The organism is Candidatus Dadabacteria bacterium, assembly GCA_026708565.1.
Classification (GTDB): Bacteria; Desulfobacterota_D; UBA1144; order Nemesobacterales; family Mycalebacteriaceae; genus Mycalebacterium.
Genome location: JAPOUR010000002.1, coordinates 43315 through 59645, shown reverse-complemented (window position 1 = coordinate 59645; position 16331 = coordinate 43315). Strand labels below are relative to the sequence as shown.

General features: G+C 56.1%; 15 protein-coding genes. 9 read left to right on the top strand and 6 right to left on the bottom strand.

Annotation, left to right across the window (positions count from 1 at the left end):
• Positions 1-181: 181 nt before the first annotated feature.
• Both trpE and OXF42_00430 read right to left on the bottom strand, forming a co-directional pair.
• Positions 182-1654, bottom strand: a complete 1473-nt coding sequence (gene trpE, locus OXF42_00435) for an anthranilate synthase component I (protein MCY4046568.1) — start codon at positions 1652-1654, stop codon at positions 182-184.
• A 104-nt stretch (positions 1655-1758) separates the two neighbouring features.
• A complete protein-coding gene (locus OXF42_00430) occupies positions 1759-2328 on the bottom strand; it encodes a hypothetical protein (protein MCY4046567.1) in 570 nt (189 codons plus the stop codon).
• A 78-nt stretch (positions 2329-2406) separates the two neighbouring features.
• Here OXF42_00430 and OXF42_00425 point away from each other — a divergent pair, with 78 nt between their 5' ends.
• Both OXF42_00425 and OXF42_00420 read left to right on the top strand, forming a co-directional pair.
• A complete protein-coding gene (locus OXF42_00425; protein MCY4046566.1) occupies positions 2407-3768 on the top strand; it encodes a phosphomannomutase/phosphoglucomutase in 1362 nt (453 codons plus the stop codon).
• A complete protein-coding gene (locus tag OXF42_00420; GenBank protein ID MCY4046565.1) occupies positions 3765-4295 on the top strand; it encodes a DUF192 domain-containing protein in 531 nt (176 codons plus the stop codon). Before OXF42_00425 ends, OXF42_00420 begins: the two co-directional genes overlap by 4 nt.
• 5 nt (positions 4296-4300) lie before the next feature.
• On the opposite strand, the gene OXF42_00415 is transcribed toward OXF42_00420, so the two are convergent.
• Positions 4301-4717, bottom strand: coding sequence for an OB-fold domain-containing protein (locus OXF42_00415; protein ID MCY4046564.1), 417 nt, complete (start codon positions 4715-4717; stop codon positions 4301-4303).
• 91 nt (positions 4718-4808) lie between these two features.
• Here OXF42_00415 and thiD point away from each other — a divergent pair, with 91 nt between their 5' ends.
• The 3 genes from thiD to OXF42_00400 all read left to right on the top strand — a co-directional run bounded on the left by thiD (position 4809) and on the right by OXF42_00400 (position 6853).
• Positions 4809-5549 (top strand): bifunctional hydroxymethylpyrimidine kinase/phosphomethylpyrimidine kinase, encoded by a 741-nt coding sequence (thiD, locus tag OXF42_00410; GenBank protein ID MCY4046563.1) that lies wholly within the window; start codon positions 4809-4811, stop codon positions 5547-5549.
• Positions 5546-6073, top strand: a complete 528-nt coding sequence (folK, locus tag OXF42_00405; protein ID MCY4046562.1) for a 2-amino-4-hydroxy-6-hydroxymethyldihydropteridine diphosphokinase — start codon at positions 5546-5548, stop codon at positions 6071-6073. The genes thiD and folK overlap by 4 nt, the downstream gene beginning before the upstream one ends.
• Positions 6074-6181: 108 nt before the next feature.
• Entirely contained in the window at positions 6182-6853 is a 672-nt protein-coding gene (locus OXF42_00400) for an ankyrin repeat domain-containing protein (protein ID MCY4046561.1), read from the top strand.
• Positions 6854-6862: 9 nt separating this feature from the next.
• On the opposite strand, the gene folD is transcribed toward OXF42_00400, so the two are convergent.
• The gene (gene folD / locus OXF42_00395) at positions 6863-7726 is read right to left on the bottom strand and encodes a bifunctional methylenetetrahydrofolate dehydrogenase/methenyltetrahydrofolate cyclohydrolase FolD (protein MCY4046560.1); all 864 of its coding nucleotides are present in this window, start codon (positions 7724-7726) and stop codon (positions 6863-6865) included.
• Positions 7727-7817: 91 nt separating this feature from the next.
• Between folD and OXF42_00390 the strand changes: the two genes are divergently transcribed.
• The 4 genes from OXF42_00390 to purH all read left to right on the top strand — a co-directional run bounded on the left by OXF42_00390 (position 7818) and on the right by purH (position 12333).
• On the top strand, positions 7818-8237 hold the full coding sequence (locus OXF42_00390; GenBank protein ID MCY4046559.1) for a PaaI family thioesterase: 420 nt from the start codon (positions 7818-7820) through the stop codon (positions 8235-8237).
• A 438-nt stretch (positions 8238-8675) separates the two neighbouring features.
• Complete coding sequence (locus tag OXF42_00385; protein ID MCY4046558.1) at positions 8676-9614, top strand: acetoacetate decarboxylase family protein; 939 nt, start codon at positions 8676-8678, stop codon at positions 9612-9614.
• A gap of 95 nt (positions 9615-9709) precedes the next feature.
• Positions 9710-10630 carry an acetoacetate decarboxylase family protein gene (locus OXF42_00380; GenBank protein ID MCY4046557.1) on the top strand — a complete coding sequence of 307 codons (921 nt, stop codon included), beginning with the start codon at positions 9710-9712 and terminating at the stop codon, positions 10628-10630.
• Between the two features lie 128 nt (positions 10631-10758).
• Positions 10759-12333 (top strand): bifunctional phosphoribosylaminoimidazolecarboxamide formyltransferase/IMP cyclohydrolase, encoded by a 1575-nt coding sequence (purH, locus tag OXF42_00375; GenBank protein MCY4046556.1) that lies wholly within the window; start codon positions 10759-10761, stop codon positions 12331-12333.
• A 27-nt stretch (positions 12334-12360) separates the two neighbouring features.
• Here purH and OXF42_00370 read toward each other — a convergent pair whose 3' ends face one another.
• Both OXF42_00370 and OXF42_00365 read right to left on the bottom strand, forming a co-directional pair.
• On the bottom strand, positions 12361-13917 hold the full coding sequence (locus OXF42_00370) for a TolC family protein (protein MCY4046555.1): 1557 nt from the start codon (positions 13915-13917) through the stop codon (positions 12361-12363).
• A gap of 47 nt (positions 13918-13964) precedes the next feature.
• Complete coding sequence (locus OXF42_00365) at positions 13965-16130, bottom strand: hypothetical protein (protein ID MCY4046554.1); 2166 nt, start codon at positions 16128-16130, stop codon at positions 13965-13967.
• Positions 16131-16331 lie beyond the last annotated feature (201 nt).

The following is a 16331-nucleotide window of genomic DNA, read 5'->3' as shown; positions in this document are numbered from 1 at the left end:
TACGCAAAAGCCGTTGAAATGTGCGAAGGCGGGGAATACGAACTAATGCACGAAGGGGGAGCGAAAGAGAGTGGCAGTAGCGTAGGCATTAGTTTTAAGGGCGATACTTTTTTCTCCTCAAGCAAAGGGGTGTTAATTATAAATTGCAAGTAAAGACCTTTTAATAAGGTCATTATCCTTCTTATTTTACACTCCGCGCCTTTTCAAGCGCCTTAATCAGCGCCCTCGCTTTGTTGACCGTCTCCTCGTATTCCTTTGCGGGGTCGGAATCCGCCACAATTCCCGCGCCCGCCTGAAAGTATATTGAGCCGTCCTTAATCAGGAAAGTCCTGATGGCGATGCACGTGTCCATATCGCCCGAAAAACTCATATAGCCCACCGCGCCGCCGTAGGGGCCCCTCGTGCTCGGCTCTATCTCGTCTATTATCTCCATCGCCCGGACCTTGGGCGCGCCGCTGAGCGTGCCCGCCGGAAACACCGCCTTCACCAAATCAATCATGTCGCGCCCGGGGGCGATCTCGCCCCTCACATTGGATGTCATGTGCATCACGTGCGAATACCTCTCAACCTTCATAAAGGAATCCACCTTGACCGTGCCGGGCTTTGCGACCCTTCCAAGGTCGTTGCGCGCCAGGTCCACAAGCATTATGTGTTCCGCGCGCTCCTTTTCATCGGCAAGAAGCTGGCGGGCGAGCGCGTCATCGGCGGCGGCGTCCGCGCCCCTCGGGCGGGTCCCGGCAATGGGGCGGCTCTCCACAACGGCGCCGGTTTTTCTGACCATCACTTCGGGAGACGCGCCGACAAGCGTCTGTCCGCCGGTTTTCAGCAGAAACATGTAGGGAGACGGGTTGAGTTCCCTCAGCGCGCGGTAAAGAGCGAGCGGCTTCACATCAAGGGGGGTATGCCACCTCTGCGATATTACCGCCTGTATTATGTCGCCCGCGCGTATGTATTCCTTCACTGCGGCGACCGCGCTTTCAAAGTCCGCCCTCTCAAAATTGGATGACGGCGCTCCCGCGCCGCCGTCCCGCGCGGGAGCGGAACTCCGGGGCGGGGGGGCGGCAACCGCGCTTTTCAGCCGCTCTATCTCCTTCGTGGCGGAGTCGTAAACCTCTTTTGCGCGCCCGGGATCGGGGCAGTGGGCGCAGACAACGATTTTCACGCTACTGTTTGTGTTGTCAAAAATGAGGACGGAAAAGGTAACGGCAAAGTGCAAGTCCCAGACTCCAAGCAGGTCGGGCTTGCTTGCGGGCAGGTCTTCAATCAGCCGCACGGCGTCATAGTTCATATGGCCCACCGCGCCGCCGGAAAAGGGGGCAACGCCGGGGTCCGCCACAAACTTGTATCTTCCCAGAAGTTTCCGCAGAAGTTCAAACGGGTCGCCCGTTTCGGTTCGCGCCGAGCCGTTTTCAATGATCTCAACACTCCGCCCTCTGGCGCGGAAAATGCAGTTTGAGCCCGACCCCAGAAAACTGTGGCGCGCCCACTTGTCCGTGCCGTCCGCGCTTTCAAAAAGAAACGAATGCTCCGACCTGTCTATCTTGGCAAACACGGATACGGGCGTGTCGTCAACTTGCGGTATCTCGTCCCATACGGGAATCAGGTTTCCGTGTTTCAGTTTCTTTTTGAACTCTGTAAAGGAAGGAGTTATCACGGGTGGAAGTGTAAGTTATTACAGCCCAATGGCAAAAAACCCTAATTCAGGCATCAGTTGCTCAATGTTGATTTTGTCTGCGTACTTCATTTCTATAGGATTGGTCAGCGAATCTTCGAGACTTCAACTGAGAATCTATCAAATACTAAAAGTCCTAGGGTTTTACGAAAAGCAATGCCTATCTCTCTCAGGTCTTGCCCTATACCGCTACCGGGAAGCAGTAATGTCATGTGGGGTTGAAAAGATTTTGCACCAAAAGCATTATGGCTTCTGGTGCTACGTTTTCGCTTACCGAGAATGTCTTGAGACTCCAGTGCTGTCAAGCAAGAACGGTATTGGTCAACTATGTTTCTTGTCTTGCTTCTTTTTTGCACTCTGATACCAATGCGTTTGTCTCCCGGTTTAACGCCAACACGAGGATTTTCTCCACCTGAAATCATTACCATGAAGCGGGTATCCCCTACATCTAACTCAACAGAAGCCGACTCTGAAAGTGGGTAAACACCTCGAAAGAGTCTACGGGAATGGTATACGGTTAGGTGCATTTCCTTAACTACGCTTTTCTCTTTGAGTCCAAAATCACTTACAAGGAATTTTTTAATCCTTTTCTGGTCTCTATCGCAAAGAATTAGACTTGCCCAGACTTCATGCGTATGGCTTTTCGTGTTCCTCATCTATATTGCTTTACTGTAATAAACATACCTACTAAAGTCCTCAATACCCTCGGTAAAAGAGGTAAAATACTCAAGTTTATGAGTGGAAACATGCAAAACATCTTCAGAGAGTACGACATCAGGGGAACGGTGGGAGACCAGATAAACGAGGAGACGGTCTTCGCCATTGGGCGGTCATACGGCGCGAGGGCAAGGCGCGAGGGGGCGGAAACGGTCGCCGTCGGCAGAGACTGCCGCCCTGACTCGGAGAAACTTGCCGCCGCCCTCGCGGACGGCATAACAGGCGAGGGAGTGAACGTTGTTGACATCGGCCTTGTGTCAACGCCCATGCTTTATTTCTCCATTTTTGATATGGACCTCGGCGGCGGCGCGGTGGTAACGGCGAGCCACAACCCCCCCGAATACAACGGGCTCAAACTGTGCATGGGCAAAAGCGCCATGTTCGGCGATGACATAAGGGCTCTCGCAACAAGCCCGCCGCCCTCAAGAGTCGGGCGCGGCAAAAAGTCCGAAGCCGACATAACCGGAAGATATGCGGACTTTCTGTGCGAAAACGTCCGGGTGGAGAGGGGAATTGAGTTTGCCTACGACTGCGGGAACGGAACGGGCGGCATTGCCGCTCCGCTTGTGTTTGAAAAACTGGGCTGCAGGGCGGAGGGGCTGTTCACCGAACCGGACGGAACATTTCCCAACCACCACCCCGACCCGTCAGTGGAGGAAAACCTGGCAGACCTCATTGCGGCGGTGCGGGACAAAAACCTTCCTCTGGGAATGGCGTTTGACGGAGACGCAGACCGCCTCGGCGTTGTGGACGGCGGCGGAGACGTTGTGCGGGGCGACATGCTCACGCTCATCTTCGCCCTTGACATAGCCGCGGGCGTGCCGGGCGCGAAGATAATAGGTGATGTCAAATGCTCAAAATTGCTGTTTGAACTGTCGGAAAAATCCGGAGCGGAAGCGATTATGTGGAAAACCGGGCACTCGCTTATGAAAAAGAAACTGACCGATGAGAAGGCCGACCTTGCCGGAGAAATGAGCGGGCACATATTCTTCGGAGACAGGTTTCCCGGATACGATGACGCGCTTTATGCGGGGGTAAGACTTCTGGAAATAGTGTCAAAAACGGGCAAGAGCCCCTCCGGGCTTCTGGCGGATGTTCCGCCCCTTTTCTCCACGCCGGAGATACGGGCGGACTGCCCGGATGATAAAAAGTTCGGGGCGGCGGAAAGGGTGAAAACCCTGATAGCGGAGAGATTCCCCGAAGCGAAAATCGTTGACATAGACGGCGTCCGGGCGGAGTTTCCGGGCGGGTGGGGGCTTGTGCGGGCATCAAACACCCAGCCCGCGCTGGTGCTTCGCTTTGAGGCGGAGAGTGAAAAACGCCTCGGTGAAATAAGGGGCGCGGTTGAGCGGGCGGTCGCCGAAGCGATGGAAGGTTGAAAGGCGCGGCGTTTTTTGTTTTCTGCCTGACGGCGGTTTTGTGGGCGCGACCAGCGGCGGCGGACTTTCACTTCCGGTCTGACTGCGGGGGGGTTGCCCGCCCGCCGCTTGAAAAGACAACCGTGCTGCTCTCAGGCGCGGGGGCGCGGGCGGAAGTCCGCGCGGAGGTTGCGTCCTCCGCCAAAGACAAAGCCCTCGGCCTGATGTGCAGAAGAAATTTGCCTGACGGAAGCGGGATGCTGTTTGTGTTTGACTCCCCCGTGTCGGGCGGATTCTGGATGCTCAACACTTACATAGATCTGGACATTCTCTACATAGGAGAAGACGGAAATGTTGTCCGGGCGGTGAGGATGAAGAAGTGTCCGCGCGGGGTTTTTGAGAGCAAGCGGCGGTGGGAGCGGCGGTGTTTTGCGGAGGCGGGAAAATACGCGCCCGGCGCTGAATACACCGCCGCCCTTGAACTTCCGGCGGGATTTTTGAAAAGGAAGGGGCTTGTGCCCGGCAAGACCATCAGGGCTGAGTGGTAGGTTAGTTACTTCATTTCCCGCACGGGGATGAATTTGTAGGAAACCACATCGCTGCCGTCGGCGGCTTTTCTTATGATGCCGGTGGTAACCGCCATCTCTTCGCCGAAGGTCAGCGCGTCAAAATCCTTGGTCTCAACCTGCGCCATAACGCGCACGGTCTCAGGGAAATCAACAAGGGCAAGCACAAATGGAATCACATTCTCATATTCCTTCATGTGCCTGCGCACGACTGTGAAAGAGTGAAGAACCCCGGTGGGGCTCAGCAGTTTTTCCTCAATGTTATCGGTGAAACTCACCGGGTCGGCAAGATACCGGGGGAATGTCCAGTTCTTTGACTCCGGGCAGTATCCGGCGACAAGGCGGACTCTCCCCTCCTCATCCTCCCTGAAAAGTTCGGGCATAAATATCTGCGGTTCTCCCATAACTCACCTCTCCGTTTGAACTTGAGACCGCAATTATACAGCCCCGCGCGTTTTTGTAAAATCCCCCGCCGTCTGTTAAACAGTTCAAGCCATGCGTAGCGCGCTCTCAATAGCCGGTTTTGATTCCTCGGACGGCGCGGGTCTCAGCGCCGACTTGAAAACATTTTCCGCCCTCGGCGTCCGGGGAAGCGCGGTGTGCGTCTGCCTGACGGCGCAGACCGGCGGCGGGGTTCGGGCGGCGGAAAAAACCCCGACCGCCCTTATAGACGCCATGTTCGCCGCCGCTGTGGAGGCGGGAGCGCCGGACGCGGCAAAAACGGGAATGCTGTTTGACGAGGAAACGGTCATCGCCGTGTGCCGCAACATAAGGGACTATTCCCTCGGCAATATAGTGGCGGACCCCGTTATGAAATCCTCCTCCGGCTCGCCCCTGCTGACTGACGGCGGCGTGGAGGCGCTCAAAAAAGAGTTGCTCCCGCTGTGCGACTTTGTTACGCCCAACACCGAGGAGGCGGGCAGGTTTTGCGGCGGGGCGGTGGAAAGCGAGGATGACATGGAAACCGCAGCGCGCGCCATAGGGGCGTTCGGGGCGCGCGCGGTCATCATAACGGGCGGGCATTTGCCGGGAAGCGAGGTTTGCGACTTGCTGTTTTCCGGCGGGCGGTCTCATAAAATCAGGCGCAAAAGGGAGGGCGGGAGCGCGCGCGGAACGGGCTGTGTGTTCTCGTCCGCCCTCTGCGCGTTTCTTGCAAGGGGGCTGGACGAAAAAGAGGCGGTCGCAAGGGCGGGGGATTTTGTGTCCGATATGATAAGGCGGGAGCGGAACTCTTGAGCGGGGCGCGAATCTTTATCGGAATAGGAACAAACCTTGGCGACAGGGAGGCAAACTGCGTCCGCGCGCTTTTGCATGTGTCATCTTTTGCGTCTGTCGTAAAGGTCTCGCCCCTGTTTGAAACCGAGCCGGTGGGCGTGGAGGATGAACAGCCGTTTTTTATGAATGCGGTCGCGGAGTTGGAGGGCGCGCCCGCTCCGGAAGACCTGCTGATGAAACTTCAGGAGGTTGAAAGGGCAATGGGGCGGCGGGAAAAGGGAAACAACAGACCGAGAATAATTGATCTTGACATACTGTTTTACGGGGGCGAAGTGATTGAAAGCGGGGGGTTGCGAATTCCCCACCCGCTTGCCCGTGAAAGGCGTTTTATTCTTGAGCCGTTAGCCCTCATTGCGCCCGGTTTCACTCACCCGGAAACGGGCGAAACAGTTGCGGAGATGCTTGCGGGCGTTAAAGACAACTTCAGGGTTGAGATGAAAGAGAGCCGTTTTTTTCCACATCCGGGTGTGGAAAACTGCCCCTGAACTGTGGAAAACCCGTTGAAACTGTGTGGAAAGGTTTGTGGAATTGTGGAGAAGCGGTTTGGTGGGTGGATATAATGCCTACATTAAACTGTTACAGGAGGGTTTGAGATGGAGGTAGCAATAGTTGTGGCAGTTCTTATCTTGGCGGGAATGGTTTTTCTTTACAAGAAGAGTTCTAATGTTAATGCAAGGGATAATGACGGTAGGACGGCTTTGATTGTGGCGGTGGTAGAAGGACAAACCGAAACAATACGAGAATTGTTAAAAGCAGGGGCGGATGTCAACGCAAGGGATAATTTCGGCAATACGGCTCTGGGAGTGGCGGCGTATTTAGGGCATACCGAAGCAACAAGGGAGTTGCTGAAAGCAGGGGCGAATATTGAAGCAGGGGATAATCTCGGCAATACAGCTCTGGGAGTGGCGGCGACCAAAGGGCATACCGAAGCAATAAGGGAGTTGCTGAAAGCGGGGGCAAATATTGAGGCAAGGAGTAATCTCGGTAATACAGCCCTGATAGGGGCGACATGGTTCAAGCAAACCGAAGCAATAAGGGAGTTGTTGAAAGCAGGGGCGGATGTCAACGCAAAGGCTAATTTCGGCGAGACATCTCTGATGTGGGCGGCGATCAGAGGGCAAACTGAAGCAATAAGGGAGTTACTGAAAGCGGGGGCGGATATTGAGGCAAGGGATAGTGAGGGCAAAACGACTTTTGATATGTGGCAAGACATACACAAAAACCATCCTGATTTTCAAGAAATCTCAGACTTGCTCCGTCCCTGACGGCAACCTTTACCCCTTCCTTTCAACCGCCAACCGCGCCGCCTGAAGGGTGTTGCTCAGAAGCATTGTTATAGTCATAGGGCCAACCCCGCCCGGAACGGGCGTTATGCGCGAACACACCTTTGATGCGGACTCAAAATCCACATCTCCCGTTATCCTGCCGTTCCCGTCCCTGTTGATTCCCACATCTATCACCACCGCCCCCTCCCTTATCATATCCCCCTTGATGAACTCGGAGCAGCCGATGGCAACTATAAGTATCTCCGCCCCGCGCGTGAAAGCGGCAAGGTTCTTCGTGCACAAGTGGCAGACCGTAACAGTGGCGTCTCTGTTCAAAAGCATCGCCGCGACCGGCTTGCCCACTATGTTGCTTCTGCCGATAACCACTATGTCTTTGCCGAGAACATCTATCCCCAAATGGTCAATAATCTCCATAATGCCGTAGGGCGTGCACGAGATAAAACGCGGATTGCCCTCCATAAGCATTCCCATGTTTTCGGGATGAAAGCCGTCCACATCTTTCAGGGGCGAGACCGCGCCCAGCACGGCGGTTTCATTTATGCCCTGAGGGAGCGGCAGTTGAACCAGTATGCCGTGAACTTCCGGGTCTGCGTTGAGGCGCTCTATGACGGAGAGCAACTCCCCTTCGGTCGTCTCCGCGCCGAGACGCACTTCTTCGGAGCGAATTCCCACCTCGCCACACGCGCGCGTTTTGCGCTCCACATATATCTCGGAAGCCGGGTCGTTTCCCACCAGAACGGCCGCGAGGCCGGGCGTAACACCGCTTGACTCTCTGAGAGATTCAACCTCCGAGGCGATGCCGCGCCGCAAGCGGGCGGAAATCTTTTCTCCGTCTATTATCTTTGCGGCCATCGGTAAAATCCCGCGCCGTTGCCGCAGGCGGGAGTTACAGGTTACCATAAAAAGAGAGCCGGGAAGCGGCAAACACCGGAGGGCTTGTCAAATGGACGCAAAAAAAAGTGCTGTTCTGAAAGAGGTGGAGCGGAAGATGAACGGAGTTCCCATAATGAAACTCCTCTCCGCCGAGATAACAAGGCTGGACGAAGGGACGTGCGAACTGAGAGTTCCCAGAAAGAAAAACTACGAGGGCATATTTGACACCTTCCACGGCGGCCTCATAACCACGGCGGCGGACACGGTCGCGGCGGCCGCCGTTCTGACGGTTGCCGGAGCGGAAGCCGTCATTACCACAACGGACATTCACATCCGGTTTCTCCGCCCGTGCCGCTCGGACATAACCGCCGCTGCAACCGTCATAAAAGCAGGCAGAACCCTCTGCCCGGTGGACGTCTCCCTGACGGACACGGACGGACGGCAGGTCGCCGTGGCACAGGTTACCTACATGGTCATACGCGGGAAATAGGCGGAAAAGCGGTTTACTTTATTGAAGCCCCGCAGAGACGGGCAAAACAGCCGCCTCAAAAGCAGCCGACCGGCGGGCGGGGTTGCGGCTGAAAACGGCGTATGTGCAAAAAAGTTATACATTTCAGGCACTTACACTATATTTGAGGGATGCGGGGGCGGCTTGGGGGCGCGGACGCGGAGTCCGTTAGATTTTAGACTTAATTTTTTGAAAAAATTTCGCTTTCGCTATTGACAGCCCCCAGTAGCGGTGTTTACAGTTACGGCGAGGTTGGGGTAGCGGGCAGGGTGTAAGGTCGTTCTCACACTCTTCTTCCCGCAACTCCCACATCAATTGCCCCGGTCGCATTTAGAACTAGGTGGCGGCCGGGAGATTACCAAAAAGGAGGTAATTACTCTTATGCCTAGTCACCTCAATGTCCCAAGTAAATATTGGGAGATGACGAAGGAGGTTCCGCCTCCTCCGATTGAGAGGGATATAAAGTCTTGGATCATAGCGAATCCTTCGGATCCGCTTTGGGACATAGACGTCCTTCCTCTCACCTACACGGACAGCCGTTGGTCTGCTTTTGTAGTCAGCTGTTCAGAAGAGACAAGGCGCCGCCTTATCCCTAACCCGCCGCTTGAGCCGTGGGACGGGGACGACGCCGACCTTGTTGAATTCTGGTACGTTGACCACAAGAACACGATGCTCGGCCCGTACCTGGAGTTTGGTGTTACCATGTCGGCGACCTACAAGGACCCGAAAGGTAACGTCTGGAAAGCCGGTTACTACCCGTACATGTATCTCACCGGAGACGCACCCGTTGACGCGGGGCGTGTCCTTGGATTTCCCAAAAAGATGTCCTACATCCGTTGCTCAGTGCACGGCGGTGAGAAGGGAACCGACTTCTTCGGGTTTGCAATGTCGCGTAACGGCTACCTGATGCACAGCGCAACAGGTAAGTTTGACGACAAGGACGTGAAGCCGCCGTATTTCTACGGAAAGACGGATTGGGGCAAATTTAACATGAAGGTCATCACAAGGCCTGATGTTTCCAGCTCCGAGTGGCAGCTCACATACCTGCCGTCCGAACTGCCGCCGCCCTTTGATTCAATGATCAAAGGACACCGCTTCCAGATCAAACCTGAACACACCAGAACCGCTTCCGGCGACGCCGTGAACTGGTTTATGCAGGGCACCCCGTTTGACAACATGGGGACGGAACTCAAGATTGACAAAGTAACGGGACTCATCTCGTTCGTGTTTGACCTTGTCATCCCGCCCGCGCAGGTCCTTTGGAATGAGACTTACGAGAGACCCGCTGACTACGCCGGATTTGCTACTCCGTACAAATACGGTCTGCGCCAGCAGTTCCCGATAAGTCAGGGTTCCTGATGTTAACTTTCAAGGAGGTTAATTGAACAATGGGAATGCAAGCTAATGAGTACAGCTACCCTTGGCTCGCGGAAGGGGAAGTCCCCCCGCTGCCAATGGACAGAGACAGGATAGACATCATCTCTCAGGGTGTCGCCGACCCTGTCTTTGACTACGACATCGTGCCGCTCACCTACACGGAGAGCCGCTGGATGGCATTCGTAATTAGGGCAGATGAGAACGACATGAAGAAAATTCTGCCTGAGCCGATTCAGCTTCAGGACGACGTTATCGAATTCTGGTACGTCATCCACAAGAACACGATGCTCGGCCCCTACATGGAGATGGGCGTAACTTTTTCGGCCGCCGTTAACGGTGAGGACGGAAACACATACAAGGCGGGGTACTACCCCTACATGTATCTTTCCAATGACTCCCCGATATGGGCCGGAAAGGAGCCTTTCGGATTTCCGAAAAAGGCCGCCTACATCGCCGCCTTTGAGCATGGAACGAACAACAACTACTTCAACATGCTCATGGAGCGTCGGGGCTACATTCTGCACACTGCAAACGGCCGCTACTCCGACAAGGAGCTGTCTGTGAAGCCTACCTTCTACGGACAGACTGACTGGGGAAGGATGAATTACCGCATCACGACCCGTCCGGACGTAACCTCAAGCATCCACGAGGTTACCTACCTGCCTTCGGAGCTGCCTCCGGCATTTGGAACGGGACACCGCTTCCAGCTTGACCCGGACAGTGTGAGGACTGCAACGGGAGATGACATCCGCGCCTGGTACATGTCCGGCACGCCTTTTGATTTCATGGGCGGCCAGATTCCGGCTAAAGAGGTTGTCGGGCTGATAAGTTTCACTTTCAACCTGATAATCCCGCCGGCCAAAACCATTTGGACCAAGACGGTGGAAAGGTCTGCGGACGACCTCGGAGCAACGGACAGCAGGGCAATCGCCTATGCGAAACCGTTTGAATACACGATGCGTCACCGCTTCCTGCTCCCGCAGTACAGCCAGGGCTAATAAAGCCTTAGCATTGTGCTAAAAATTGGGAGGCCGCCTCACAAGGGCGGCCTCCCTTTTTTTATGGGGTTTTTTTACGGCGGCAAAAATCGTATAAGATATGCCTTCCACATAGTCAGGTGAATGAGTTGCCACCAATCAAGAAAGCCCTCATAAGCGTTTCAGACAAAAGCGGCGTTGCGGAGTTCGCAAAACGGCTGACGGAACTCGGAGTAACAATCATCTCCACCGGCGGGACAGCCGCCGCCCTTGAGGAGGCGGGAGTTTCCGTTGTGCGCGTTGAGGAAGTTACGGGCGCAAAAGAAATCCTCGGCGGCAGGGTCAAAACCCTTCATCCGAAAATACACGGCGGTATTCTCGCCGTCCGTGATGACCCCGGCCATGCAAAGCAGATGGAAGACGGCGGCATAGAGCCGGTGGACATGGTGGTTGTGAACCTTTACCCGTTTGAAAAAACGGTCGCAAAGCCCGGCGTTTCTTTTGCCGAAGCGGTGGAGAACATAGACATCGGCGGCCCCGCGATGGTGAGGGCGGCGGCAAAGAATCACAAGTTTGTAACAGTCGTTACCGACCCGGCGGACTACGGGGCGGTGGCGGACGAAATTGCGGCGGGCGGCGTTTCGGATGAAACGCGCAACCGCCTCGCGCTCAAGGCGTTTGCGCTCACTTCGGGTTACGACAGGGCGATATCAAACTTCCTGTCCGGACGGGACGGCGGCGGCGAAAACAGTGTTTTCCCTGACCGCCTTATTATTGACCTCTCAAAACGCATGGATCTCAGATACGGAGAAAACCCGCACCAGAAAGGGGCGTTTTATGTTGACGCGAATGTGAAAAACACAGGCGAGCCGTGTGTGGGGACGGCGCGGCAGATTCAGGGCAAGGAACTTTCGCTCAACAACATATACGACACCGATTCAGCGTTTGAACTGGCAAAGGAGTTTGACCCGGAAAAGGGCGTCGCCTGCGTAATAGTGAAGCACAACAACCCGTGCGGCGCGGCATTGGGCGCAAGCGCGGCGGAGGCGTTTGAAAAGGCGCGGCAGTGCGACCCGGTAAGCGCATTCGGGGGAATAATCGCCCTCAACTGCGAGGCGGACGAAAAATTTGCCGCCGCGCTTGCGGATATGTTTGTTGAGGTTGTCATCGCTCCGGGGTTCACGGAGGACTGCCTGAAAGCGTTTGCGGCAAAACCCAACATAAGAGTTTTGCAGACCCCGCCGCTTGCCTCCGCCGCTCACGGCGGCGCGGACATCAAAAAGGTTACGGGCGGCGCTCTTCTCCAGGACAGGGACACGGGCGCGGAGGCGGACTTTGACGGCGCGGAGAGCCCCACAAAGAACCCGCCCACGGCGGAGCAGAAAGCCGACCTGCTTTTTGCGTGGAAGGTGTGCAAGCATGTGAAGTCAAACGCCATTGTGTTCGCAAAGGACGGCGCAACGGTCGGCATAGGCGCGGGGCAGATGAGCAGGGTGGATTCAGTGCGGCTTGCCGCGATGAAAGCGCAAACCCCCACGGAGGGGTGTGTTATGGCGTCTGACGCCTTCTTTCCGTTCAGAGACGGCATTGACGAGGCGGCAAAGGCAGGAATAAAAGCCGCCGTTCACCCCGGCGGCTCCGTTAGGGACAACGAAACAACCGCCGCGGCGGACGAGCACGGAATGGCCGTGCTGTTGACCGGCGTCCGGCATTTCAAGCATTAGAGCGGAGCGGCAATATACGCGCCGCCCCTAAAACTCTACGCCGGTTTCCTCTATGATGGTTCCGGTGGCGCGGCGCAGGGCGGCGAGGGCGGTTTTGTAGTCGGCGGCGGCGCGGACGTTTTCCGAACGCGCCAGAACCAGGCCGGTTTGGGCTTCAAGCACTTCTCTGGTTGTGGAGAGACCGACGGCGTATTTTTCCTTCTCCGCCTCAAGCACCTCGCGGGCGACCGCAAGGGCGGTGTCGGCGGCTTCAACGCGCTTTGCCGCGCTCCACAGCGCATCCGCCGCTTCCCTGACCTCAAGGGCGACGGCCTCCCGAACCTTGCCGTATTGCAAAACCGCGCCGTCAAGTTCGGCGGAGGCGGCGGCGTACAGTCCGGAAGCGCGCCGGTTTCCTATGGGGACGGACATCTTTACACTCGCCCCCCAACTCACAAAATCGCCCTCCCGGACGCGGTCAAGGGAGTCCGAAAGGCCTCCGGTCAGAGAGTCTGAAACGCCGGAGGGTCCCGCCCCTTCAAACATCAGACGGTCGGGGTTTTCCCCTCCCGCGAGACCGCGCAGGGAAACAACCCCCTCAAGGGCAAGGCCCGGCAGACGCTGATTTTTGCGAAAACTCTTTTCACGTTCGGCTATCTTCACCTGTTTGTGCGCCTGCTTGAGTTCCGCCCTGTTCTCAAAGGCGGCCTCTATGAGCGCGGATATGTCCGTGTGGTCTGAGTGAATTTGCAGGTCAAAGCCTTCATCAAACGGCAAATCGGCTGGCAGAACGGCGGTGTCAAGAGGCAGCCCGATAAGGTTTTTCAAGTGGTCTTCCGCCCTTTTGACAAAGTTTTCCGCCTCTATCAACTCCACCCTTCTCGCCGCCACGGCGGACTCGGCCTTCATCTCCTCAAGCCGGGGCAAAACGCCCTCCCTGACCTTCACGCGGTTTCTTTCAAGCAGGTCCGAGCCAAGTTCCAGATACTGTTTTGTAAGTTCGGCGTTAAGCCGCGCGGCGACAAGATTCCAGTAGGCGCGCTCAACCTCAAAAAGGGTGTCCGCCGCGCGCGCCCGGAGGGAAAGGTTTGAGATGTCGCTTCTGAGCGCGGCGGAGGCGACCGCCGTTTTTGCCGCGCCGCCGCCGAAACCCCTGAGCAGGTTCTGCCCCACCCTGAAGTCAACGCTTGAGGAATACGAAGGGCTGAGAGACCGGAGAGGGGAATCGCTTTTGTCTTTTGAGACGGAAAGCCGGAACAGGTCGTAATACGCGCCGGTCGGAAGGTCTCCCGCAATGCCCGCGCTGACGGCGGAGCGGCGGGTTTTCAGGCTGTCTGAAACAAGGGCGGATTCGGACGGCTCGGAGGTTTTGTCATAAGAGGCGCGGACATCAAAAACTGGGTCAAAACCGCCTTTCTCCGCCTTAAGACGGCCAAGAGACGCCTCGGCGGAACGCGCCGCTATGAGAAGGTCTTTGTTATGCCGCAACGCAAGGGAGCGCGCCTCGTCAATGGAAAGCAACCGCGCCGCAGACGCGGAGGAAACCGGAAAAGAAAAAACCAGAACGGACGCCAAACAAAACGCCGCAACCGATGAAAAACTCATCACTCACCCCGTATGCCTATTGTAACAGGTTTTAACCCTATGCGGCTTTATTCGCCGCCGCCGAGGTTGACGGTCAGGACGGTCTGGAGAGACCATATCCTGCTCCTGTCGCTCTGATACTGCTCTGAAAACTCCTGCCTCAACGCATTGTAGGCGCGTCTGTGGACATCCGCCCCCGTGTCCTCTTCCGGCGCGGTAGTAAGGTCAACCCTGCCGTCGGGGCCCAGAGGCGGGAACTTGAAGTTTGGAACACACCGGGGCTGGCCGGTGGCAATATCTCTGGGGAGGGCATTTCTGCCGAGGCAGCGGTCTGGACTGCCATACAGCCGGACACCCGGCACCACAACCCTGAGATTGCCGGAACCCGGATGAATTTCGTTGCCGTCCCCGTCAACAAAGTAGGCAATCAGGTCTCTGTCATTGTCCTCGTGCGCCCCCGGCTGCAGGGGAATTCCGCCGAGCCACTCGCCGCTGGCATCCGTGAAGAATATGTCATCATTGCTCCGGCGGACGATTTCGTTCCATGCCTGCGCCTCATACATCTGCTCAAGACCCGTTCCGGGAAGCACAATGCTTCCTATGAAATCAAGGAAAACGCCTTCGGCGAGTTTAAACCTGAATGTGGTCTCAACCTCATTGGCGATGAAACTGGCAAGGTTTTCGCCTTCAACAAACACACCCTCGGTTTCGTTGTTCCATGCGGCAATCCACTGATTCTTCATTGTGAGCCAGTCCGAGAGGCGGAAATCAACGTATGCGCGAAGGTAGCGGGAGTTCTGTATGCCCGCCTCGGTGTGAGAGAAAAACCCGTTGCTCGCGCTCTGGTATATGGTGGGCAGTATGTGCTTGAACAGCAGGTTGTCTATGTTGTATGCGGGGCTGAAAGCCAGAAGGCCGCCCTCTATTTCGTTGTCGTTCTGTCCGTTCCAGTATTCCCCCGACCGGTCTCCGTCAACCCATCCGTATTCCGCGCCGATTTTCCGGAGGGCTTTTTCAGGCATAAACTCCAGCCGCGCCGCCCACGCCATGTGGTGCTTTATCTCAACATTGTCGTCTCTGTTGAAGATAACCAATTCCTGACAGATGGTTTCCGCGCAGTCCTTGAATCCGTTCACGTCCGTAATCTTTCCGAAAGCCCCGTGAAACTCTCCGACAAGGCGGAAGTCGCCCCGGCGGAAGTCCGCCATAAACGAGTAAACGGTAAGCCGGTCAAGGTCTCCGGTTCCGGCGTTGAAGTATTTGTCCGTAACAAAGTTTTCATGCCTCATCCACGGATACACATACATTCCGAGGGTGGTGTTCGCGCCCCAGAATGCTTCGGGGGCGTCATACACTATCGCGCCGCCAAGCCCCTGATGCGCCGCCGGTCTCCTCGGGGGAGCGAGACTGCTTCCCGTTCCTCCGGCGTAAATGTCCGCGAAAAGAAGGCCGGTTATTGTGGAGCCGGAATTGAGTTCCGCCGTTTTCCCCACAAGTACGCGGTCTATAAGCGTTCCAAAGTCCGATGAAGGGTCATTGCCGCCGTTCTGAACGATTCCAAGCCCCCAGTCAAATGTCTGGCGTCCGACTCTGAGGAAGCCCCTGTATTTGGGAAGGTCAATGTGGGCGTACGCCGTGCGGAGGTTGAACCATCCGGCGTCCGGGTCAACGGCGGCGTTTTCATTGAAACGCGCCTCGCCGTCATCTGCAACGGCGGAGCCGGAACTTGTCGGACGGCATGCAACGCCGAAACTTGAAGGGAGGCTGTCCGGGCATGACTCGCCAAGCCGCGGATAGCCGGGGCGGACGGCGTCATCACGGACGCGCCGGTCAAGATACGCATATTTGTCCCATGTGGGAGTGAGCAGCGCTCCCCTGTAACTGTCCGTGGGTGATATTGAAGAGTTGACAAGCGTGGAGCCGCCGCCGAGGAGTTGGTCTGTAATGCCGCCCCATATCACATTGTCCGCAATATCCGCTTGAACAACAATCTTCACATTCTCCCCGAGCTGGAGGCGGGGGGAGACTCTCAAAGTGCTGTCAACGAAAAAGATTCTGTCCCTGTTGTCGGCGGGGTTGCCGTATTTGTAGGTTGTCTTGTTGAAGTAGCGCGCGCGGGTTCTGAAGAAACTCGGATACTCATCCAAGTCTATCTCCACTGCGCTTGCCAGCGGGGCGCTGACGGCCAAGCCAACAACCGCCAACAGCGCTCGGCGCATAAAACTCTTTAACATCTTTTTACCTCTCACCTGAACAACTCTCCTGACAGAATACAAAAACAGCGGGAAGTTCCGCCGAACTTTGCGGGCGTATTATACAAAATACTATGGAATTTTTCAACAGTTACGGGCGAAAGCATAAAAAAAGGCGGCGACCTTTGTAAGGTCGCCGCCTGATTTTTACTCCCTCCGCCTGTTAGCGGGATGGAAGTGTCA